Annotated in this window: 13 protein-coding genes; 5 read left to right on the top strand and 8 right to left on the bottom strand. The window is 56.0% G+C overall.

The annotated features are described in order from the left end of the window. The first annotated feature begins 292 nt into the window (after positions 1 to 292). Positions 293 to 1,186: an SDR family oxidoreductase gene (locus GC090_RS10140; RefSeq protein WP_033741719.1), complete on the top strand. Its 894-nt coding sequence runs from the start codon at positions 293 to 295 to the stop codon at positions 1,184 to 1,186. 50 nt (positions 1,187 to 1,236) lie between these two features. Here the strand turns inward: GC090_RS10140 and ampC are convergent, their stop codons facing one another. Further along, positions 1,237 to 2,379, bottom strand: a complete 1,143-nt coding sequence (gene ampC / locus GC090_RS10135) for a class C beta-lactamase (RefSeq protein WP_110267479.1) — start codon at positions 2,377 to 2,379, stop codon at positions 1,237 to 1,239. Positions 2,380 to 2,715: 336 nt separating this feature from the next. After that, the gene (locus tag GC090_RS10130; RefSeq protein WP_058708124.1) at positions 2,716 to 3,897 is read right to left on the bottom strand and encodes a glycosyltransferase family 4 protein; all 1,182 of its coding nucleotides are present in this window, start codon (positions 3,895 to 3,897) and stop codon (positions 2,716 to 2,718) included. 269 nt (positions 3,898 to 4,166) lie between these two features. On the opposite strand from GC090_RS10130, the gene hpxO reads away from it, so the two are divergent. Next, the gene (gene hpxO / locus GC090_RS10125) at positions 4,167 to 5,324 is read left to right on the top strand and encodes an FAD-dependent urate hydroxylase HpxO (RefSeq protein ID WP_039340296.1); all 1,158 of its coding nucleotides are present in this window, start codon (positions 4,167 to 4,169) and stop codon (positions 5,322 to 5,324) included. A gap of 34 nt (positions 5,325 to 5,358) precedes the next feature. On the opposite strand, the gene dcp is transcribed toward hpxO, so the two are convergent. From dcp to guaD, 5 genes are read right to left on the bottom strand one after another with little or no spacing between them, the layout of a single operon-like run. Further along, positions 5,359 to 7,401: a peptidyl-dipeptidase Dcp gene (gene dcp, locus GC090_RS10120; RefSeq protein WP_324019626.1), complete on the bottom strand. Its 2,043-nt coding sequence runs from the start codon at positions 7,399 to 7,401 to the stop codon at positions 5,359 to 5,361. A 60-nt stretch (positions 7,402 to 7,461) separates the two neighbouring features. After that, complete coding sequence (xdhC, locus tag GC090_RS10115) at positions 7,462 to 8,238, bottom strand: xanthine dehydrogenase accessory protein XdhC (protein ID WP_054633734.1); 777 nt, start codon at positions 8,236 to 8,238, stop codon at positions 7,462 to 7,464. Then, a complete protein-coding gene (gene xdhB, locus GC090_RS10110) occupies positions 8,235 to 10,592 on the bottom strand; it encodes a xanthine dehydrogenase molybdopterin binding subunit (protein WP_324019625.1) in 2,358 nt (785 codons plus the stop codon). Before xdhB ends, xdhC begins: the two co-directional genes overlap by 4 nt. Next, on the bottom strand, positions 10,582 to 12,021 hold the full coding sequence (gene xdhA, locus GC090_RS10105; protein WP_033741730.1) for a xanthine dehydrogenase small subunit: 1,440 nt from the start codon (positions 12,019 to 12,021) through the stop codon (positions 10,582 to 10,584). Before xdhA ends, xdhB begins: the two co-directional genes overlap by 11 nt. Next, positions 12,018 to 13,346, bottom strand: coding sequence for a guanine deaminase (gene guaD, locus GC090_RS10100; protein ID WP_058701872.1), 1,329 nt, complete (start codon positions 13,344 to 13,346; stop codon positions 12,018 to 12,020). The genes xdhA and guaD overlap by 4 nt, the downstream gene beginning before the upstream one ends. Before the next feature lie 381 nt (positions 13,347 to 13,727). Here guaD and ydfG point away from each other — a divergent pair, with 381 nt between their 5' ends. Further along, positions 13,728 to 14,474 carry a bifunctional NADP-dependent 3-hydroxy acid dehydrogenase/3-hydroxypropionate dehydrogenase YdfG gene (gene ydfG, locus GC090_RS10095; RefSeq protein WP_033742210.1) on the top strand — a complete coding sequence of 249 codons (747 nt, stop codon included), beginning with the start codon at positions 13,728 to 13,730 and terminating at the stop codon, positions 14,472 to 14,474. Between the two features lie 28 nt (positions 14,475 to 14,502). Here the strand turns inward: ydfG and GC090_RS10090 are convergent, their stop codons facing one another. Continuing rightward, a complete protein-coding gene (locus GC090_RS10090) occupies positions 14,503 to 14,829 on the bottom strand; it encodes a YnfA family protein (RefSeq protein ID WP_033742212.1) in 327 nt (108 codons plus the stop codon). A gap of 156 nt (positions 14,830 to 14,985) precedes the next feature. Between GC090_RS10090 and GC090_RS10085 the strand changes: the two genes are divergently transcribed. Together GC090_RS10085 and GC090_RS10080 are read left to right on the top strand one after the other, a co-directional pair. Continuing rightward, entirely contained in the window at positions 14,986 to 15,285 is a 300-nt protein-coding gene (locus GC090_RS10085) for a DUF1283 family protein (RefSeq protein ID WP_232368641.1), read from the top strand. A 45-nt stretch (positions 15,286 to 15,330) separates the two neighbouring features. Then, a complete protein-coding gene (locus GC090_RS10080; protein ID WP_324019623.1) occupies positions 15,331 to 15,627 on the top strand; it encodes a DUF1161 domain-containing protein in 297 nt (98 codons plus the stop codon). Positions 15,628 to 15,629: the final 2 nt, after the last annotated feature.

Here is a 15,629-nt window from a genome sequence, read left to right as displayed (position 1 = left end):
TCTCTTATTTTCTCCCGTAATAACTGCTAGTTTCTCAGCTACTTAGGCGCTATTCCTCTTTCGTGCACGCCCTCTCTGTTTCCTGTCAGACTGGTCTGCGCCCCTGAATGCGGCCCCTCTAGCCCTATATTCCACTGTTTCCGCTGCGCTTATCGGTAAATTCAGGGGATTAAAAACGTCTTTTTGCCGTTTTTTAACTGCCTGAGCACAAATAATAAGCATTTGAATGTGACAAAAATCACATCTGTGCCAGGCTTAAGTTCTCTGACACGACTGTTTAAGGAGCTTACGCATGACAACGTCAAATAAGGCTATTCTCGATCCCGATCGTTTCCCGAAGCCGCCGTTCAGACAGCAGCCGCAGCAGGCACCCGGCCTGGCGAGCGAAATGGACCCGCCACCCGACCACGGTGAAACCAGCTATCGTGGTCACGGTCGTCTGACTGGCCGCAAAGCACTGATCACAGGGGGAGATTCCGGTATCGGTCGCGCTGTGGCCATCGCCTATGCACGTGAAGGTGCAGATGTGGCAATTAACTATTTGCCAGAAGAAGAGTCCGATGCGGCTGAAGTGATTAAACTGATTGAAGCCGAAGGCCGTAAAGCCGTCGCCATTCCCGGCGATCTGCGCTCTGAAGCCTTTTGCCAGAAACTGGTGAATGAAGCCGCCGACAAACTGGGCGGACTGGATATTCTGGTCAATAATGCCGGACGCCAGCAGTTTAATGAATCCATTCGTACGCTGAGCACCGAAGATTTCGATGCCACCTTCAAAACGAATGTTTACGCGCCCTTCTGGTTAACAAAAGCGGCGCTGGCTCACCTGCCGCGCGGTGCAGCGATTATTAATACCTCGTCTGTGCAGGCGTTTAAACCCAGCGATATCCTGCTGGATTATGCGCAGACCAAAGCCTGTAATGTGGCCTTTACCAAAGCGCTGGCAAAACAGCTGGGGCCGGAAGGCATCCGCGTGAATGCCGTTGCGCCAGGTCCGTACTGGACACCGCTGCAGCCCAGTGGCGGCCAGCCGCAGGAAAAAGTGGAACAGTTTGGTGCTGATGCGCCACTGGGCCGTCCCGGTCAACCGGTTGAAATCGCACCGCTCTATGTCACTCTGGCTTCCGATGAGTGCAGTTTTGCCTCCGGTCAGGTGTGGTGTTCAGACGGCGGTACAGGCACTGTGTAACGCATCGATCTCCGTCGATATGATGGCCGCCCTGTGCGGCCATTTTTAGTTCAGTCCGATGCCAGCATAGCCATGATGGCAACCGCCGCTTTGATACGCTCCGGATTGGGATAGTTTTTATTGGCCAGCAGGATTACCCCGCTGTTTTGTTGCGGGACGAACGCGATATAGGCACCAAAGCCCTTTGTGGAGCCGGTTTTATGCACCCAACTGGCGCGATCCATGGGTTGAGCCGGGTTCAGAATGGTCGCGGGCTGTGTGGACAGCGCGGCCTGAGTGTCACTGGCGGTAACGATCGTCTGGCTGTCAATGGGCCAGGGGTAAATTTCCCACCCCAGCCCCTGATACCGTTCACCTGCGCGCAGGTAACGAGACTGCGCGGTCAGAATGCCATTTCGCAATGCCGTATTCCCGGACGACAATCCATTGGGATTCGCATTGGCCTGCATAAAAGCCATCATGTCGCGCGCGGTGGACTTCACGCCGCTGGTCTCTGCTGAGAGCATACCCGGCGAGACGCGTACCGGTTTACCGTCCTGATAACCCCAGGCGTAATCAAACATCATCGACGGGGGCACCGTATAAAAGGTGCGTGTCAGCCGCAACGGCGTGATAACGTCCTTTTGCATCGCCTCCTCAAATTCCCCCTTCACCATCAAATAGCCCAGCAGACCAATACTGACATGAGAATAGTGACGCTGTGTACCCGGCGCGGCGTCCGGTTGCCACTGCTGCGCGTAAGCCAGTAGTTCATCCTGACTGGTTACCTCATCGGGCAGATGTAACGGCAGTCCGCCTGCGCTGTAGGTGGCAAGATGGACCATCCGTCGGCTTTGCCACTGCGGGCCGTTTAACGCGGGCCAGTAGCGGGAGACCGGATCGTTCAGACGCAGCGCACCGTTACGAATCAGCACGCCCGCCAGCACGCCCGTGAATGTCTTACTGACGGACCCCAGTTCGAACAGCGTATTTTCTGTCACCCGGCGTTCGCTCGCGGTATCGGCCACACCAAAGTTAATGTACTGAGGGCGACCTTTATACAGCACGCCGACCGACATGCCGGGAATGCCCTGCTGCGCCATCAGCGGATCAATCACGCTTTTTACCCGTTCGGCGATGGTCTGAGACGACAAGTCAGCCGCCTGGGCGCTGGCGGTAAACGCAATCAGTAATGCAGTGAGAAAAGATTTCATCAGTACTCATTCAGGTGACAGGTTATTGACACTGTGCCGCACAGGATTGCACACAGAGCTGTGCCTGAGTACTGCAGTCACTTGAGTTTCGCGTATTACAATGAGATTGCTCAACATAACAGCGAGTCTGACAGCTGGAGAGATCACATTTCGCCGCGACGGGCGTGAGTTGCGGCAACGGTGTGCGAGGGGGAAACGTGTGAGCGGGCTGCGCCAGGGCGCTGCTGCCCATGAAGCAGGTCAGCAACAGAGCATACAAGTTTTTCATAACCGATCTCCAGAGATATGCGTCAGACAAGTATGATGACTCTGACGCATAACGTCTGGTAAATCTTGCTAAATTGAGAGCGCGGGCGGATGTTCCACGGCCTGGACCACGCCACGGCGATAAATATCGTTCAGTCTGGCGCAATACTGACGCGGATCGTGCTGCTGCTTGATGCGCAGAATCGCGCCCTCGCCTTTTTCCGTTAACTGCTGTGGCTGCGCAAGAATGTCCAGCAGGGTTGTCTTAATGCCGTCTATTAATGCCCGACGTAGCCGGTGTTTCTCGGCTTCGCTGTTGACCTGATATTCGCGGTCATCGTTGAGTTCGCCATCAATCAGCCAACCGGCGGTGGGCGGATTAATTTCAGGCAACGCACGAACGTTACTGGTCAATACCGGACAGCCGCTGGCCTGCATTTCCAGTACGGAAAACCCGTAGGTTTCCTGCCAGGTCGGCAGCAACCCCACATCGCTTTGCTGGAACAACTGCATCAGTTCACGATTATCCTTGCGGGAATGGTGCGTGAAGCAGGCATGGCGCTTGATGCGATCTTCAATGTCCCGATAAAAGGCGTCGTTATCCTGGAAAGCGCGATGGGCAACATTATGACGTTTCGTCAGCTCACCAATCAACTGAACGTCGAGTTGGCCAGCATCAATCTGTCCCGTTTCAATCAGCTCACTGATGGCCAGCACGACTTCTGCGCCGCCTTTACGGTAAAACTCGTTGCCAACAAACACCAGGCGGAGTTTATCGCTTTGCCGTGGGCGCTTCTGTTGCGTAAACAGGGTTTGCGGTGGATGCATCACCAACGTTTTTGCGCGAATTTTCGCGGCGACATCGGGTTTAAACAGCTTCATCTGAATATGTAAGGTGGCATCGGAAATGGCGATCAGGCCAAAACAGTTATCCTTGAGCAAATACGGAATCAGTTGTTTGAGTTCAGGATTATCCTGCTTGGCGACGCCCGCTACAGGTAGAACACGCGGCAACTCAGTTTCGAAGGTCGCGACCCAGTTCATGGGCGTAATGGCGACTTCATTAAACAGATGCAGGATATCGGGCTTCTCCCCTATTGCGAAGGGCACGGGGACAAACACAAAGCGTTTATTCTTCTTGAGTAAACGTGTACGCAGCGGATTGAGGAAATAAAACAGATTGCGTTTTTTCAGGTTGATGTAGTGATTGTCCGGATTCACCAGGATATTGCGCTGCTCCGGATAGTGCGTATTGCTGATGCCAATTTTCATGAAAGATTCCGAAGTCGTTGTCGTAGGGCGTGATCTATATCACGCTCTGAATTGCATGTTTCATAGGCAACATCTTAAAAGCGCGTGGTTTATGTGGTTTACAGAATATTCCTGCACTGGCGCGGTGCGGCCTTTTGCACGGTTTGCGTGCAGGCTGGAAAGATTATTCCTCAATATCAGTGAGTTGCGCCCTGTTCATGCGGGTTGCCGCCTTTTCATCGCCTGGAACAAAAATTGCAAGATATGACGCAATGCAAAGGAGAGAACATATGAAAGCGATCGTTATCGGTGGCGGAATGGGCGGCATGACGGCGGCCCTCGCGCTGGAGCAACAGGGTTTTCAGACGGAAGTCTATGAGGCGGTAAAAACCATTCGGCCCGTCGGCGCTGCGATTTCGGTCTGGCCAAATGGCGTGAAATGCCTGAATTCGCTGGGCCTGAAAGACAAAGTCCGCGCGCTGGGCGGTAATATGGCCTTTATGGCCTATAAGGATGCATTGTCGGGTGAAACCCTGACACGGTTCAGTTTATCGCCGCTGGTGCAGCAGGTAGGTGAATTCCCCTATCCGATTGCCCGCGCCGAGTTGCAGGCCATGCTACTGGATGCCTACGGCCGCGACAGAGTGCATTTTGGTAAACGTATCGTGCAGGTGGAACAGCACGCCACGGGCGTTGTCGCCACCTTCGAAGACAACAGCCAGGCTGAAGGCGATTTTCTGGTCGCGGCAGACGGCACGCACTCTGTTGTGCGGGACTATGTGCTAGGGGAAAAGCTGCCACGCCGTTACGCGGGCTATGTGAACTGGAACGGTCTGGTGAACATTGATGAGTCCATCGCGCCTGCGGACCAGTGGACAACCTTTGTAGGGGATGGCAAGCGCGTATCGTTAATGCCGGTAAGCGGAAACCGCTTTTACTTTTTCTTTGATGTCCCGCTGCCTGCGGGGCTGGAACAGGACCGCACTACCGCGCGTGACGATTTGCGCCGCTATTTCAGCGGCTGGGCAGCCCCGGTGCAAAAACTGATTGCGGCCATTGATGTGGACACCACCAACCGGGTTGAAATTCACGATATCGAGCCGTTTCAGCGCTTCGTGAAAGGCCGGGTGGTGCTGCTTGGCGATGCCGCGCACAGCACCACGCCGGATATTGGTCAGGGCGGCTGTGCCGCGATGGAAGATGCCATTGTACTGGCTTCAGCCCTGGCTGCGCATTCGCTTGGCATCGAAGATGCGCTGCTACGTTATCAGGCGCGCCGCGTTGACCGTGTCAAAGACCTGGTTCTGAAAGCGCGCAAGCGTTGTGATATCACGCATGCAAAAGATCCGGTGATGACGTCGGAGTGGTATCAGTCATTAAGAAATGAAACCGGCGAGCGCGTACTGGCGGGCTTGTGCGAGACCATTGAAGGCGGTCCGCTGGGGTAAAAAAACAAAGGGCGGATTCTCCGCCCTTTGTTGCTCAGTCGGCCAGGCCGCGATTTTTTAACATCGGCTCAAGCTTCGGTTCGCCCCCGCGCCAGGCTTCATATAACGCTTTGAGATCACTGCTGTTGCCGCGAGACAGGATTTGCTGGCGGAAAATATCGCCATTTTTGCGCGTCAGCCCGCCGTTTTCGACGAACCACTGGTAGCCGTCATCCGCCAGCATCTGCGTCCAGATATAAGCGTAATAACCCGCGGCATAGCCACCGCCCCAGATGTGCTGGAAATAGCTGGAGCGATAGCGCGGCGGGACGGCCGCCATATCAAGATCATCACTGCGCAGCGCCTGTTGCTCGAATCCGTCAACGGACTGTACCGGCTGACCGCCATCCAGGCTGTGCCAGTGTAGGTCCAGCAACGCGGCGGCCAGCAGCTCGCTCATCTCGTAGCCTTTATTAAACTTGCCCGCCCTGATGATTTTTTCATGCAGCTCGGCGGGCATCGGCTCACCCGTCTGGTAATGGCGGGCATAATGACGAAACACCTGTGGCTCGCTGGCCCAGTGCTCGTTGATTTGTGAAGGGAATTCAACAAAATCACGTGGCGTAGCTGTGCCGGACAGGCTGGGATAACGCTGGCTGGCAAACAGGCCGTGCAACGTATGCCCGAACTCATGAAACAGGGTTATCACCTCATCCCAGCTCAGGAGCGCGGGTTCCCCCTCCGCGGGTTGCGTGTAGTTGCAGACGTTGTAAATCACGGGTTTGCTGTCGAGGAGGGTGGACTGATTAACAAAGTTGCTCATCCAGGCGCCACCGCCTTTACTGTCGCGTTTGAAGAAGTCCGTGTAAAACAGCGCAAGCCCACTCCCGTCAGCATCGAAAATTTCGTACACCTGTACATCCGGATGGTAAACCGGCAGATCGTGACGTTGCGCGAACGTAATACCATAAAGCTGCGTGGCCGCCCAGAAAACGCCCTGTTCCAGTACCGTGTTGAGCTCAAAATAGGGCTTGATCTGATTCTCATCTAAATCGTACTGCGCTCGCCTGACCTGCTCGGCGTAGAAATTCCAGTCCCAGGCGCTGAGGGTAAAATCCCCCTGCTGCTTGTCGATCGTTTGCTGAATCGCCGCGGCTTCGTGTTCGGCCCTTGCCCGGGCGGCAGGCACAATATTACGCATAAACGCCAGAGCGGCCTCGGGCGTTTTGGCCATCTGATCCTGCAGTTGCCAGGTCGCAAAACTGGCGAATCCTAACAGCCTCGCCTGTTCGGCACGCACCTGTGACAGCCGAAGCACTAACTGTCGGGTATCGTTATCATCGTTTTTCTCACTGCGCGTCAGGGCCGCATGAAACAGGGCCTGGCGCGTTGCGCGCACCTTCAGCGATTGCAGCGCGGGCTGTTGCGTCGTGTTTTGCAGCACCAACAGCCACGCGTTTTCCAGACCGCGCGCCTTCGCGGCGGCCCTGGCGACGGCCAGATCGGACGCGCTCAGACCGGCTAACTGTTGCACATCCTCGACGACCAGACCGCCGGCCTTCGTGGCCGCCAGCAGCTTATTCGTGAACTGGGTACTGAGCCGCGCCGCCTCCTGATTCAGGGTTTTCAGTTGCTGTTTCTGCGCTTCGGGCAGATTGGCACCGGCAAGCTGAAAGCGCTGCCAGAGAATTTCTACCAGACGTCTGGATTCGGCATCCAGTTGGTTTCGTTGCACATAGACCTGATCGATGCGTGAAAACAGCGGACGATTCAGCATGATCTCATCATTAAGCGCGGTCAGTTGCGGCGTAATCTCTTCATCGATCTGTTGTAAATAGGGGCTGGTATTCGCCGAGGTCATGGCATTAAACACCAGGCTTACCCGGGTCAGCAGTTGGCCACTTTTCTCCAGCGCTTCACAGGTATTCTGAAACGTCGGGGCATCAGCGGATGTCGCAATGGCCAGGACTTCCTGACGTTTCTCTTCGATACCGGCCTGCAGCGCGGGCAAAAAGTCCGTTTCCTGAATCTGGTCAAACGGTGGCGTGTGATAAGGCAGACTGCTGACGCTAAAGAAAGGGTTTTGACGGGCGTTCATAGGCGCTCCTGATAGTCTACACAGTGTTTCATAGTGGCAGGTCGCCTCGGGCAGAACAACCTATCCGCGTTGTTGCTGGTACACCGCAATTATCTCACCCGCAATCGCCACGGCGATTTCGGCGGGCAGTTTCCCTTTTACATCGGGTAAGCCCACCGGGCAGCGCAGGCGCGCCAGCCGGACGTCGTCGATGCCTTTGCCGGCCAGACGATAGCGAAAGCGCTGGCTTTTTGTCTGCGAGCCAATGACGCCCGCGTAATGGAAATCTCCCCGCTTGAGAATGGCTTCACAGAGCGCCAGATCCAACGGATGGTGGTGCGTCATCACGATATAATAGCTGCCAGCGGGCGCCTCAGCCACTGCGTCCAGCGGATCGTCAGGCTGCTGGATGCGCACCCCGGGCGGCACGGATAAAAAAACATTTTCCCGGCTGTCAATCCAGTTAATGTGACAGGGTAACGTTGCCAGCACATTCACCAGCGCCTGGCCCACATGGCCCGCGCCAAACACCAGGATTTCCGGCTGTGCCTGCAACAGGGGTTCGAATAACATGGTGGTCATGCCGCCGCAGCACTGGCCCAGCCGTGCCCCCAGACTGAAATCCTCTGTGTGCGGGCTGGCCTGCCCGCTTTCCAGCAGTGCGCGGGCCTGCGCGATACACTGAAATTCCAGATGTCCGCCGCCAATTGTTAAAAAGGTTTCCTTCGCCGTCACCACCATTTTAGCGCCGCCGTCCCGGGGCACCGAGCCACGATCGCGCAGCACAGTGACCAGTACGCAAGGCTGGCGCGTTTCACGGAGATGGTGCAGGATGCTTATCCAGTCATGGAAAATCATCCGCGCCTCCCGGCCATACGCTGTGCGCCCCAGAATACCCGCTCCGGCGTAGCAGGCGCGTCCAGCCCCGGATGTTGGCGATAGTCCGCGAGACTGGCGACCGCATCCTGTAATGCGCACCAGGCGGCGATCCCCAGCATGAAAGGCGGCTCGCCCACTGCCTTGGAATGGAATACCGTATCCTGCGGATTCTTACGGTTTTCGGCCAGTGTGACGCGCATGTCGGCGGGCACATCGCTGATTGCCGGAATTTTGTAGCTGGCCGGACCGTTCGTCATCAACTGGCCTTTGTCATTCCAGACCAGTTCCTCACAGGTCAGCCAGCCCAGCCCCTGCACGAAGCCGCCCTCGACCTGACCGATGTCAATGGCTGGATTCAGTGAGGCCCCGACATCATGCAGAATATCCGCCCGTAATAACCGGTATTCGCCCGTCAGCGTATCCACAATCACTTCGCAACAGGCGGCCCCGTAAGCGAAATAGTAAAACGGTTCGCCCCGACCAGCCTGACGATCGTAGTGGATGCCAGGCACACGATAATATCCCGTCGCGGAGAGCGGCACCTGATTAAGCCAGGCAAGCTGGGCGACCTGAGCGAACGTGTAATAGTGATCGCCTGCGCGCACCACGCCGTTGTTGAAACTTACCGCCTCGGGGAGACAGTTATGCAGCGAACACAGCATAGTGCGCATGCGTTCACGCAGGATTTCCGCCGCATTTTGCGCCGCTTTGCCGTTCAGATCCGTACCACTGGAAGCCGCGGTCGGCGATGTATTGGGCACTTTGCCGGTGTCTGTGGCGGTGATCTGGATCTTATCGATATCGATTTGCAGCACCTGCGCGACAATCTGCGCCACTTTGGTATTGAGCCCCTGGCCCATTTCCGTTCCGCCGTGGTTGAGTTGTACTGTGCCATCGGTGTAGATCAGAATCAGCGCACCGGCCTGGTTGAGAAAACTTGAGGTGAAAGAAATCCCAAACTTCACCGGCGTCAGCGCAAGACCGCGTTTTAGCAGCGGACTGCTGGCGTTAAAGGCCGCGATGGCTTCCCGCCGCGCGTGGTAATCACTGCTGATTTCCAGCTGTTCCGTGATCTCATCCAGCAGATTATCTTTTACCTGCTGGTGGTAATGCGTGATATTGCGCTCGTGTTTACCGTAGTAGTTCCGTTTACGCAGCGTCAGCGGATCGATTCCGCGCTCGCGGGCGATATGGTCCATAATCTGCTCTATCGCCACCATGCCCTGCGGGCCGCCAAACCCGCGAAACGCAGTATTGGACGCGGTATTGGTGCGGCAGCGGTAACCGGTAATCCGCGCATCGCCGAGGTAGTACGCGTTATCGGCATGAAACATTGCCCGATCCACAATCGATCCGCTGAGATCCAGTGAGTAACCACAGTTACCTGCCAGATCGATTTTCACGCCACACAAGCGGCCGTCATCCTCAACCCCCACGTCGTAGCGCACAAAAAACGGATGCCGTTTGCCGGTAATACGCATGTCATCACGCCGCGCGAGGCGCATTTTCACGGCGCGCCCGGTCAGCCTGGCGGCGACAGCACACAGGCAGGCAACACCGGCGGCCTGGGTTTCCTTGCCGCCAAATCCGCCGCCCATACGCCGCATATCAATCGTGACCTTGTTCATGGTGATGCCCATGACTTCGGCCACCAGCTTTTGAATTTCAGTGGGGTTCTGCGTCGAACAAAAGACCTGCAATGCGTCGTCTTCGCCGGGAATCACCAGGGCGGTTTGCGTTTCCAGATAGAAATGCTCTTGTCCGCCAATGTGGAACGCCCCCTGAACCCGATGCGGCGCGCGCGCCAGTGCCGCCTCAACGTCACCGCGCTGATGAATATGGGGTTCCTGCACGAAGCTGCCCTGCTTCAGCGCGTCTTCGACATCCAGCAGCGCCGGAAGACTGGCGTACTCAATCATCGCCGCGTTAGCGCCCTGACGCGCCGCTTCGGGCGTTTCGGCCAGTACGGCAATCACAATCTGGCCCACATAGTGGACGATATCCTGTGCCAGAAGCGGATCGCCTGGCTGCAAGGGCCCGATATCATTGACGCCGGGCACATCCTGCCAGGTCAGTACGCGTACTACGCCCGGAACCGCGTAACAGGGTTGCAGATCGACACGTGTAATACGCGCATGCGCGTGGTCGCTCAGACGCGGACAAAGGTGCAGTAAGCCCGGCTGTTCTGCTTTATCATCAATATATTGCGCTTCACCGGAGACGTGTTTTTCCGCACTTTCGTGTTTTTGACTGCGTCCTACGCCCGTGGTCATATTGCTGGCGAACAGGACGGGTAACGCAGATTCAGGCAATGCCGGACGATTATGAGACATAGCGGCTTACCTCTGTGATGGCGAGTCCGTTTGAACGGTAAACATAACGACGCAACAGGTTACAGGCGACCTGCAAACGGTAATCTGCGCTGGCCCGGAAATCGCTCAGCGGCTGAAACGTCGCTTCCAGCGCCTGACAGGCTCTCGCCAGCGTTTCCGGCGATAAAGCGGCACCACACAGCGCCTGTTCACAGGCGACCGCACGAAGCGGCGTTGCCGCCATACCGCCGAATGCAATATGCGCACGCGTGACGATGCCGTTATCGGTATGAATATTAAAGGCGGCAAACACCGCTGAAATGTCGTCATCAAGTCGTTTTGAGACTTTCCAGGCCACGAAATCCGGTGACACCGTCACTTTAGGAATCAGAATGGTGTGAATAAACTCCCCCGGCTTTAGCACTGTCTGTCTGTAGCCCGTGAAAAAGCCATCGAGCGGCACGGTACGTTGCGTGTCGCCGTGCTGCAGCAGTAGCGATGCATTAAGTGCCAGCAGCGTAGGCGAAGCATCACCAATCGGCGAAGCGTTTGCAAGGTTGCCGCCCAGCGTGCCGAGTTGACGAATTTGTAGCGAGGCAAAGCGCGTCAGCATCCCGGCAAAACCCGGAATGCGCGTCGCCATAAAATCGGCAATGTGCTCCAGCGACGCAGCGGCACCCAGTTGATAGTGTTTATCGTCCTCGCCGCAGGCTTTCAGTGCGTCAACCTGCCCCAGGGCAATCATTTTGGGGAGATGCTGGTCGCGCTGGGTAATCAGCAGGCTGAGATCGGTGCCGCCCGCCAGCAATGCGGCATCAGGATGGGCGATACAGCATTCGGCAAGCTGCTGCACGGTTTTCGGGATAAAACAGGTGCGACCGTTCTTTTCCAGCGTCTGGATAGCCTCGTGTGTCAGGTTCATCAGCTGTTCAGTTACCTGCTGTGCCTGACGATCAAAGCTGTCGGGCTGAACATCGCTCAGGCTTTGCTCGGCAGCCGCCATGATGGAACGGTAACCGGTACAGCGGCACAGGTTACCCGCCAGCGCATGTTCGGCCTGCTGACGATTCCACTCAGGCTGGTTTTTTTGCAGACTGAACAGCGACATGACAAAACCCGGCGTACAGAATCCACACTGCGATCCATGGCAGTCCACCATCGCCTGCTGTACCGGATGCAGGCTTTTTCCCTGGCGTAAATCCTCAACCGTAATGAGTTGCTTACCCTGTAGCCCACTGACCAGCATCAGGCAACTGTTCACGGTCTGATAGGTGAGCTTCCCGTCTACGACACTGCCCAATGTGACGCTACACGCGCCGCAGTCGCCGGAGGCACAGCCCTCTTTGGTACCGCAGCGACGCTGATGCGTACGCAAATACGACAGGACCGTCAGATTGGGATCGAGCTGCTCTTCTGTCACGGGACGGTCATTAAGCAGGAACTGAATCATGCGGCGTTCTCCTTTGCTGCGGATTGCCAGACCGGGCGACCGTTAACCCAGGTTTGTACGATATTTCTGTCATCGCCGAGCGTCATCAGCACAAACAGTTTTTCCCAGATATCTTTACTGTTTGCCATGCGTAACCTCTGCAAGGCGGACACAGCGGGATCCAGCACCACAAAGTCCGCTTCTTTGCCCGGGGCGAAGTTACCGATGTGTTTGTCGAGATCCAGCGCATGGGCGCCGCCCAGTGTGGCGTGATAAAACGCTTCTGCGGCGCTCAGTTTGTACTGCTGCAGTTGCCCCACTTTGTAGGCTTCTCCCAGCGTTTGCAGCATATTGAAGGTGGTGCCGGCGCCTACGTCGGTGCCGATGCCCACCTTAACGCCCTGCTGCCAGCTCCGCTGGATATTGAACAGGCCGCTGCCCAGAAACAGATTTGAGGTGGGGCAAAATGCTATGGCGGAGTTCGTATCATGCAGGCACTGCCACTCCTGTGTTTCCAGATGCAGACAGTGCGCGAATACGCTGCGGCGCCCGGTCAGCTGATACTGATGATACACATCCAGATAACCGTTATGGTCAGGAAAAAGCTGCTTCACCCAGGCCACTTCGTGGGGGTTTTCGCTAAGGTGCGTATGAACCCAGACATCCGGGTGACGCTGGCGAAGCGCCTGAACTTTCTCCAGCAGCGCCGGAGAAGAGGTCGGAGCGAAACGCGGCGTCAGCGCATAATTAAGGCGGCCGCGCTCGTGCCAGCGCGCAATCAGCGCCTCCGTCTGGGCATAGCTCTCTTCTGGCGTTTCTGTCAGGTAGTCCGGCGCATTGCGATCCATCATCACTTTGCCTGCGATAATACGCATATTAAGCGCCTCGGCTGCGCTGAACAGCGCGTCTACCGACTGCGGGTGCACCGTGCCGAAAATCAACGCGCTGGTCGTGCCGTTCGCCAGTAACTGCTGCAGGAAAAATGCCGACATCTGCGCGGCATGATCCGGGCAGTGATACTGCGCTTCCACGGGAAAAGTGTACTGATTCAGCCACTCCAGCAGTTGCTCGCCAAAGGCACCGATCATTTCCGTTTGCGGATAATGAATATGGCAATCGACAAAGCCCGGGATGATCAGCTTACCGCGCAGGTCAATCATGCCGCCTGCATTCAGGCTGTCTGTGCTCTCCTGCCAGGGACGCAGATCGACAACACGCCCTTCACGCAGCGTCAGCACGCCATCGTCCAGATAGCGTGCCTGCGCCAGTATCGATTCGGGATCGTGTGCCACTGCGGCAAAATCGAAGAAGCTGGCGCGAATCGCCGCGTCCGTATATGTCAGCATAATGTTTCCTCTGCCGGGCGGGGTAAATGTCGCCCTGTGCCTTAACCTTGGTCTCTGTTTGAACATTTTGCAAGAGTCATGCCAGCCTTGCTTATAAAATAAAAACTTATATATCAGCAACTTAATCAAAAATATTCGTTGCGCAACGAAAAAACGTCTTAATACACGACGCAAACGGTTGCCATTCTTTCGCAATCGGTTGCCTGCATAATGATGGCCAAAATGCGCCCTGCCGGCCTGACGCGTTTGCACAATAACGGGGCGGGCTGCACGAAAACGGCGCAGACCGTGGGCGACCGTGCACGTAAAATTCAGCGGACATCGCCAAAAATGCCGTGTTAAGGTGAAAGGAACACCATGAAACGGAATAAGGGAAACACGATGATTATTTTTGTTACGGGGGCAACGGCAGGGTTTGGTCAGAGCATTACCCGCCGGTTCATCGAAACAGGACACAAAGTGATCGCAAGCGGCCGTCGCGCAGAACGTCTGAAAGCGCTGAAAGACGCGTTGGGCGACAACCTGTATACGGTGCAACTGGATGTGCGCAACCGGGCCGCCATTGAAGAAGCAATTGCACACCTCCCTGCAGAATGGCGCGACATTGATGTACTGGTCAATAACGCGGGTCTGGCATTAGGCATTGAACCGGCGCACCGGGCAGATGTGAATGACTGGGAAAATATGATCGACACCAACACGAAGGGGCTGGTGTATATGACGCGCGCCGTCTTGCCTGCGATGGTTGAGCGCAACGTCGGTCATATCATTAATATCGGGTCGATTGCCGGAAGCTGGCCCTATGCGGGCGGTAATGTGTATGGGGCCACCAAAGCCTTTGTTCGTCAGTTCAGCCTGAACCTGCGCACCGATTTGCACGGCACCGCCCTGCGCGTAACGGATATTGAGCCAGGCCTGGTTGGCGGCACCGAATTCTCTAACGTGCGCTTTAAAGGCGACGATGACAAGGCTGATAAGGTCTATGAGGGCGCGACGGCACTGACGCCGGAAGATGTGACTGAAGCGGTTTACTGGGTGGCAACCCTGCCTAAACACGTCAACATCAACACCCTGGAAATGATGCCCGTCAGCCAGACGCTGGCAGGCCTTAAAGTGCATAAACCCTGATTAAGAGGCCAGCCCTCGGGCTGGCTTTTTACGCTTTGCCCCAGCCCAGCACGATAATCAACATGCCGCTGAACGCAATCAGCGCACCACTCCAGTCCCAGATACTCAGCTTCACCCCGTCTACGATGCGCAACCAGACCAGCGCCGTGAGAACATAAACGCCGCCGTAAGCCGCGTATACGCGTCCACTTGCCGCCGGATGGAGCGTCAGCAGCCAGACAAACAGCGCGAGACTCAATACGGCAGGCACTAACAGCCAGGCCGACGCGCCCTTTTTCAGCCACAGCCAGGGCAAAAAACAGCCTGTGATCTCTGCCAGGGCGGTAATAAAAAACAGTAATGCAGTCTTGATCAGCACGTTAATCTCTCAGGCAGGTAAACGACATGCACACTGCTGGTGAGCATCTGAGCGGCAATGGTATACTATTGCGCACAGGCTGCAAAAGTTTACCCACAGGTAAGCCCGTGTTAACTGAAGGATATTACGATGAAAAAATTGCTTCCGGTTCTGATGGTGGCCCTGCTTTCTGTCACGGCATTTGGCGTGAGTGCAAACACCGATCGCCTGATAATTGAAAATGGCAGTAGCGCGCTGAATAATGAAGCGGCCCGTCAGAGTAAAGAGCAGTGGAATGACACGCACATGCTGCGCAATAAAGTGAACCGCCGGGTGGAAAAAGAGTTTGATAAAGCGGACCGCGCGTTTGATACCCGCGACAAGTGTGAGCAGAGCGCTAACCTGAATGCCTACTGGGAACCCAACACGTTGCGCTGTCTGGATCGCCGCACCGGTCGTCCGGTACTGCCGTAATTTTCAGCTATAGTAATGACTGACGCATGACAAAAGGAAAAGGTTATGAAGATGAAGCATGCATTACTGACAGTGACGTTTTTGGCATTCCCGCTGCTGGCGCAGGCCTCCTGTGAATCCGTAAAAGCGGATATCAGCCAGAAAATTATCCAGAACGGTGTGCCCGAATCAGGCTTTAGTCTGGATGTGGTGCCCAACGATCAGGCCGACCAGGCGGGCGGACAGGTTGTCGGTCATTGCGATAACGACACACAGAAAATCGTTTATAAAAAGCAGGGTCGCGATGACGGGGCGGCGGTCCCTGACAGCGCGGGTAGCTCGCAGGACACCTCAACGCAGTAACG

The organism is Pantoea sp. JZ29, assembly GCF_035190385.1.
GTDB classification, from domain to species: Bacteria; Pseudomonadota; Gammaproteobacteria; order Enterobacterales; family Enterobacteriaceae; genus Pantoea; species Pantoea stewartii.
This window is presented reverse-complemented; position numbering and strand designations above follow the sequence as displayed.

What these genes read in the sequence shown, in the direction of transcription:
- GC090_RS10140 (WP_033741719.1), top strand. Translation starts at nt 293, where the DNA reads ATGACAACGTCAAATAAGGCTATTCTCGATCCCGATCGTTTCCCGAAG.
- ampC (WP_110267479.1), bottom strand. Translation starts at nt 2,379, where the DNA reads ATGAAATCTTTTCTCACTGCATTACTGATTGCGTTTACCGCCAGCGCC.
- GC090_RS10130 (WP_058708124.1), bottom strand. Translation starts at nt 3,897, where the DNA reads ATGAAAATTGGCATCAGCAATACGCACTATCCGGAGCAGCGCAATATC.
- hpxO (WP_039340296.1), top strand. Translation starts at nt 4,167, where the DNA reads ATGAAAGCGATCGTTATCGGTGGCGGAATGGGCGGCATGACGGCGGCC.
- dcp (WP_324019626.1), bottom strand. Translation starts at nt 7,401, where the DNA reads ATGAACGCCCGTCAAAACCCTTTCTTTAGCGTCAGCAGTCTGCCTTAT.
- xdhC (WP_054633734.1), bottom strand. Translation starts at nt 8,238, where the DNA reads ATGATTTTCCATGACTGGATAAGCATCCTGCACCATCTCCGTGAAACG.
- xdhB (WP_324019625.1), bottom strand. Translation starts at nt 10,592, where the DNA reads ATGTCTCATAATCGTCCGGCATTGCCTGAATCTGCGTTACCCGTCCTG.
- xdhA (WP_033741730.1), bottom strand. Translation starts at nt 12,021, where the DNA reads ATGATTCAGTTCCTGCTTAATGACCGTCCCGTGACAGAAGAGCAGCTC.
- guaD (WP_058701872.1), bottom strand. Translation starts at nt 13,346, where the DNA reads ATGCTGACATATACGGACGCGGCGATTCGCGCCAGCTTCTTCGATTTT.
- ydfG (WP_033742210.1), top strand. Translation starts at nt 13,728, where the DNA reads ATGATTATTTTTGTTACGGGGGCAACGGCAGGGTTTGGTCAGAGCATT.
- GC090_RS10085 (WP_232368641.1), top strand. Translation starts at nt 14,986, where the DNA reads ATGGTGGCCCTGCTTTCTGTCACGGCATTTGGCGTGAGTGCAAACACC.
- GC090_RS10080 (WP_324019623.1), top strand. Translation starts at nt 15,331, where the DNA reads ATGAAGATGAAGCATGCATTACTGACAGTGACGTTTTTGGCATTCCCG.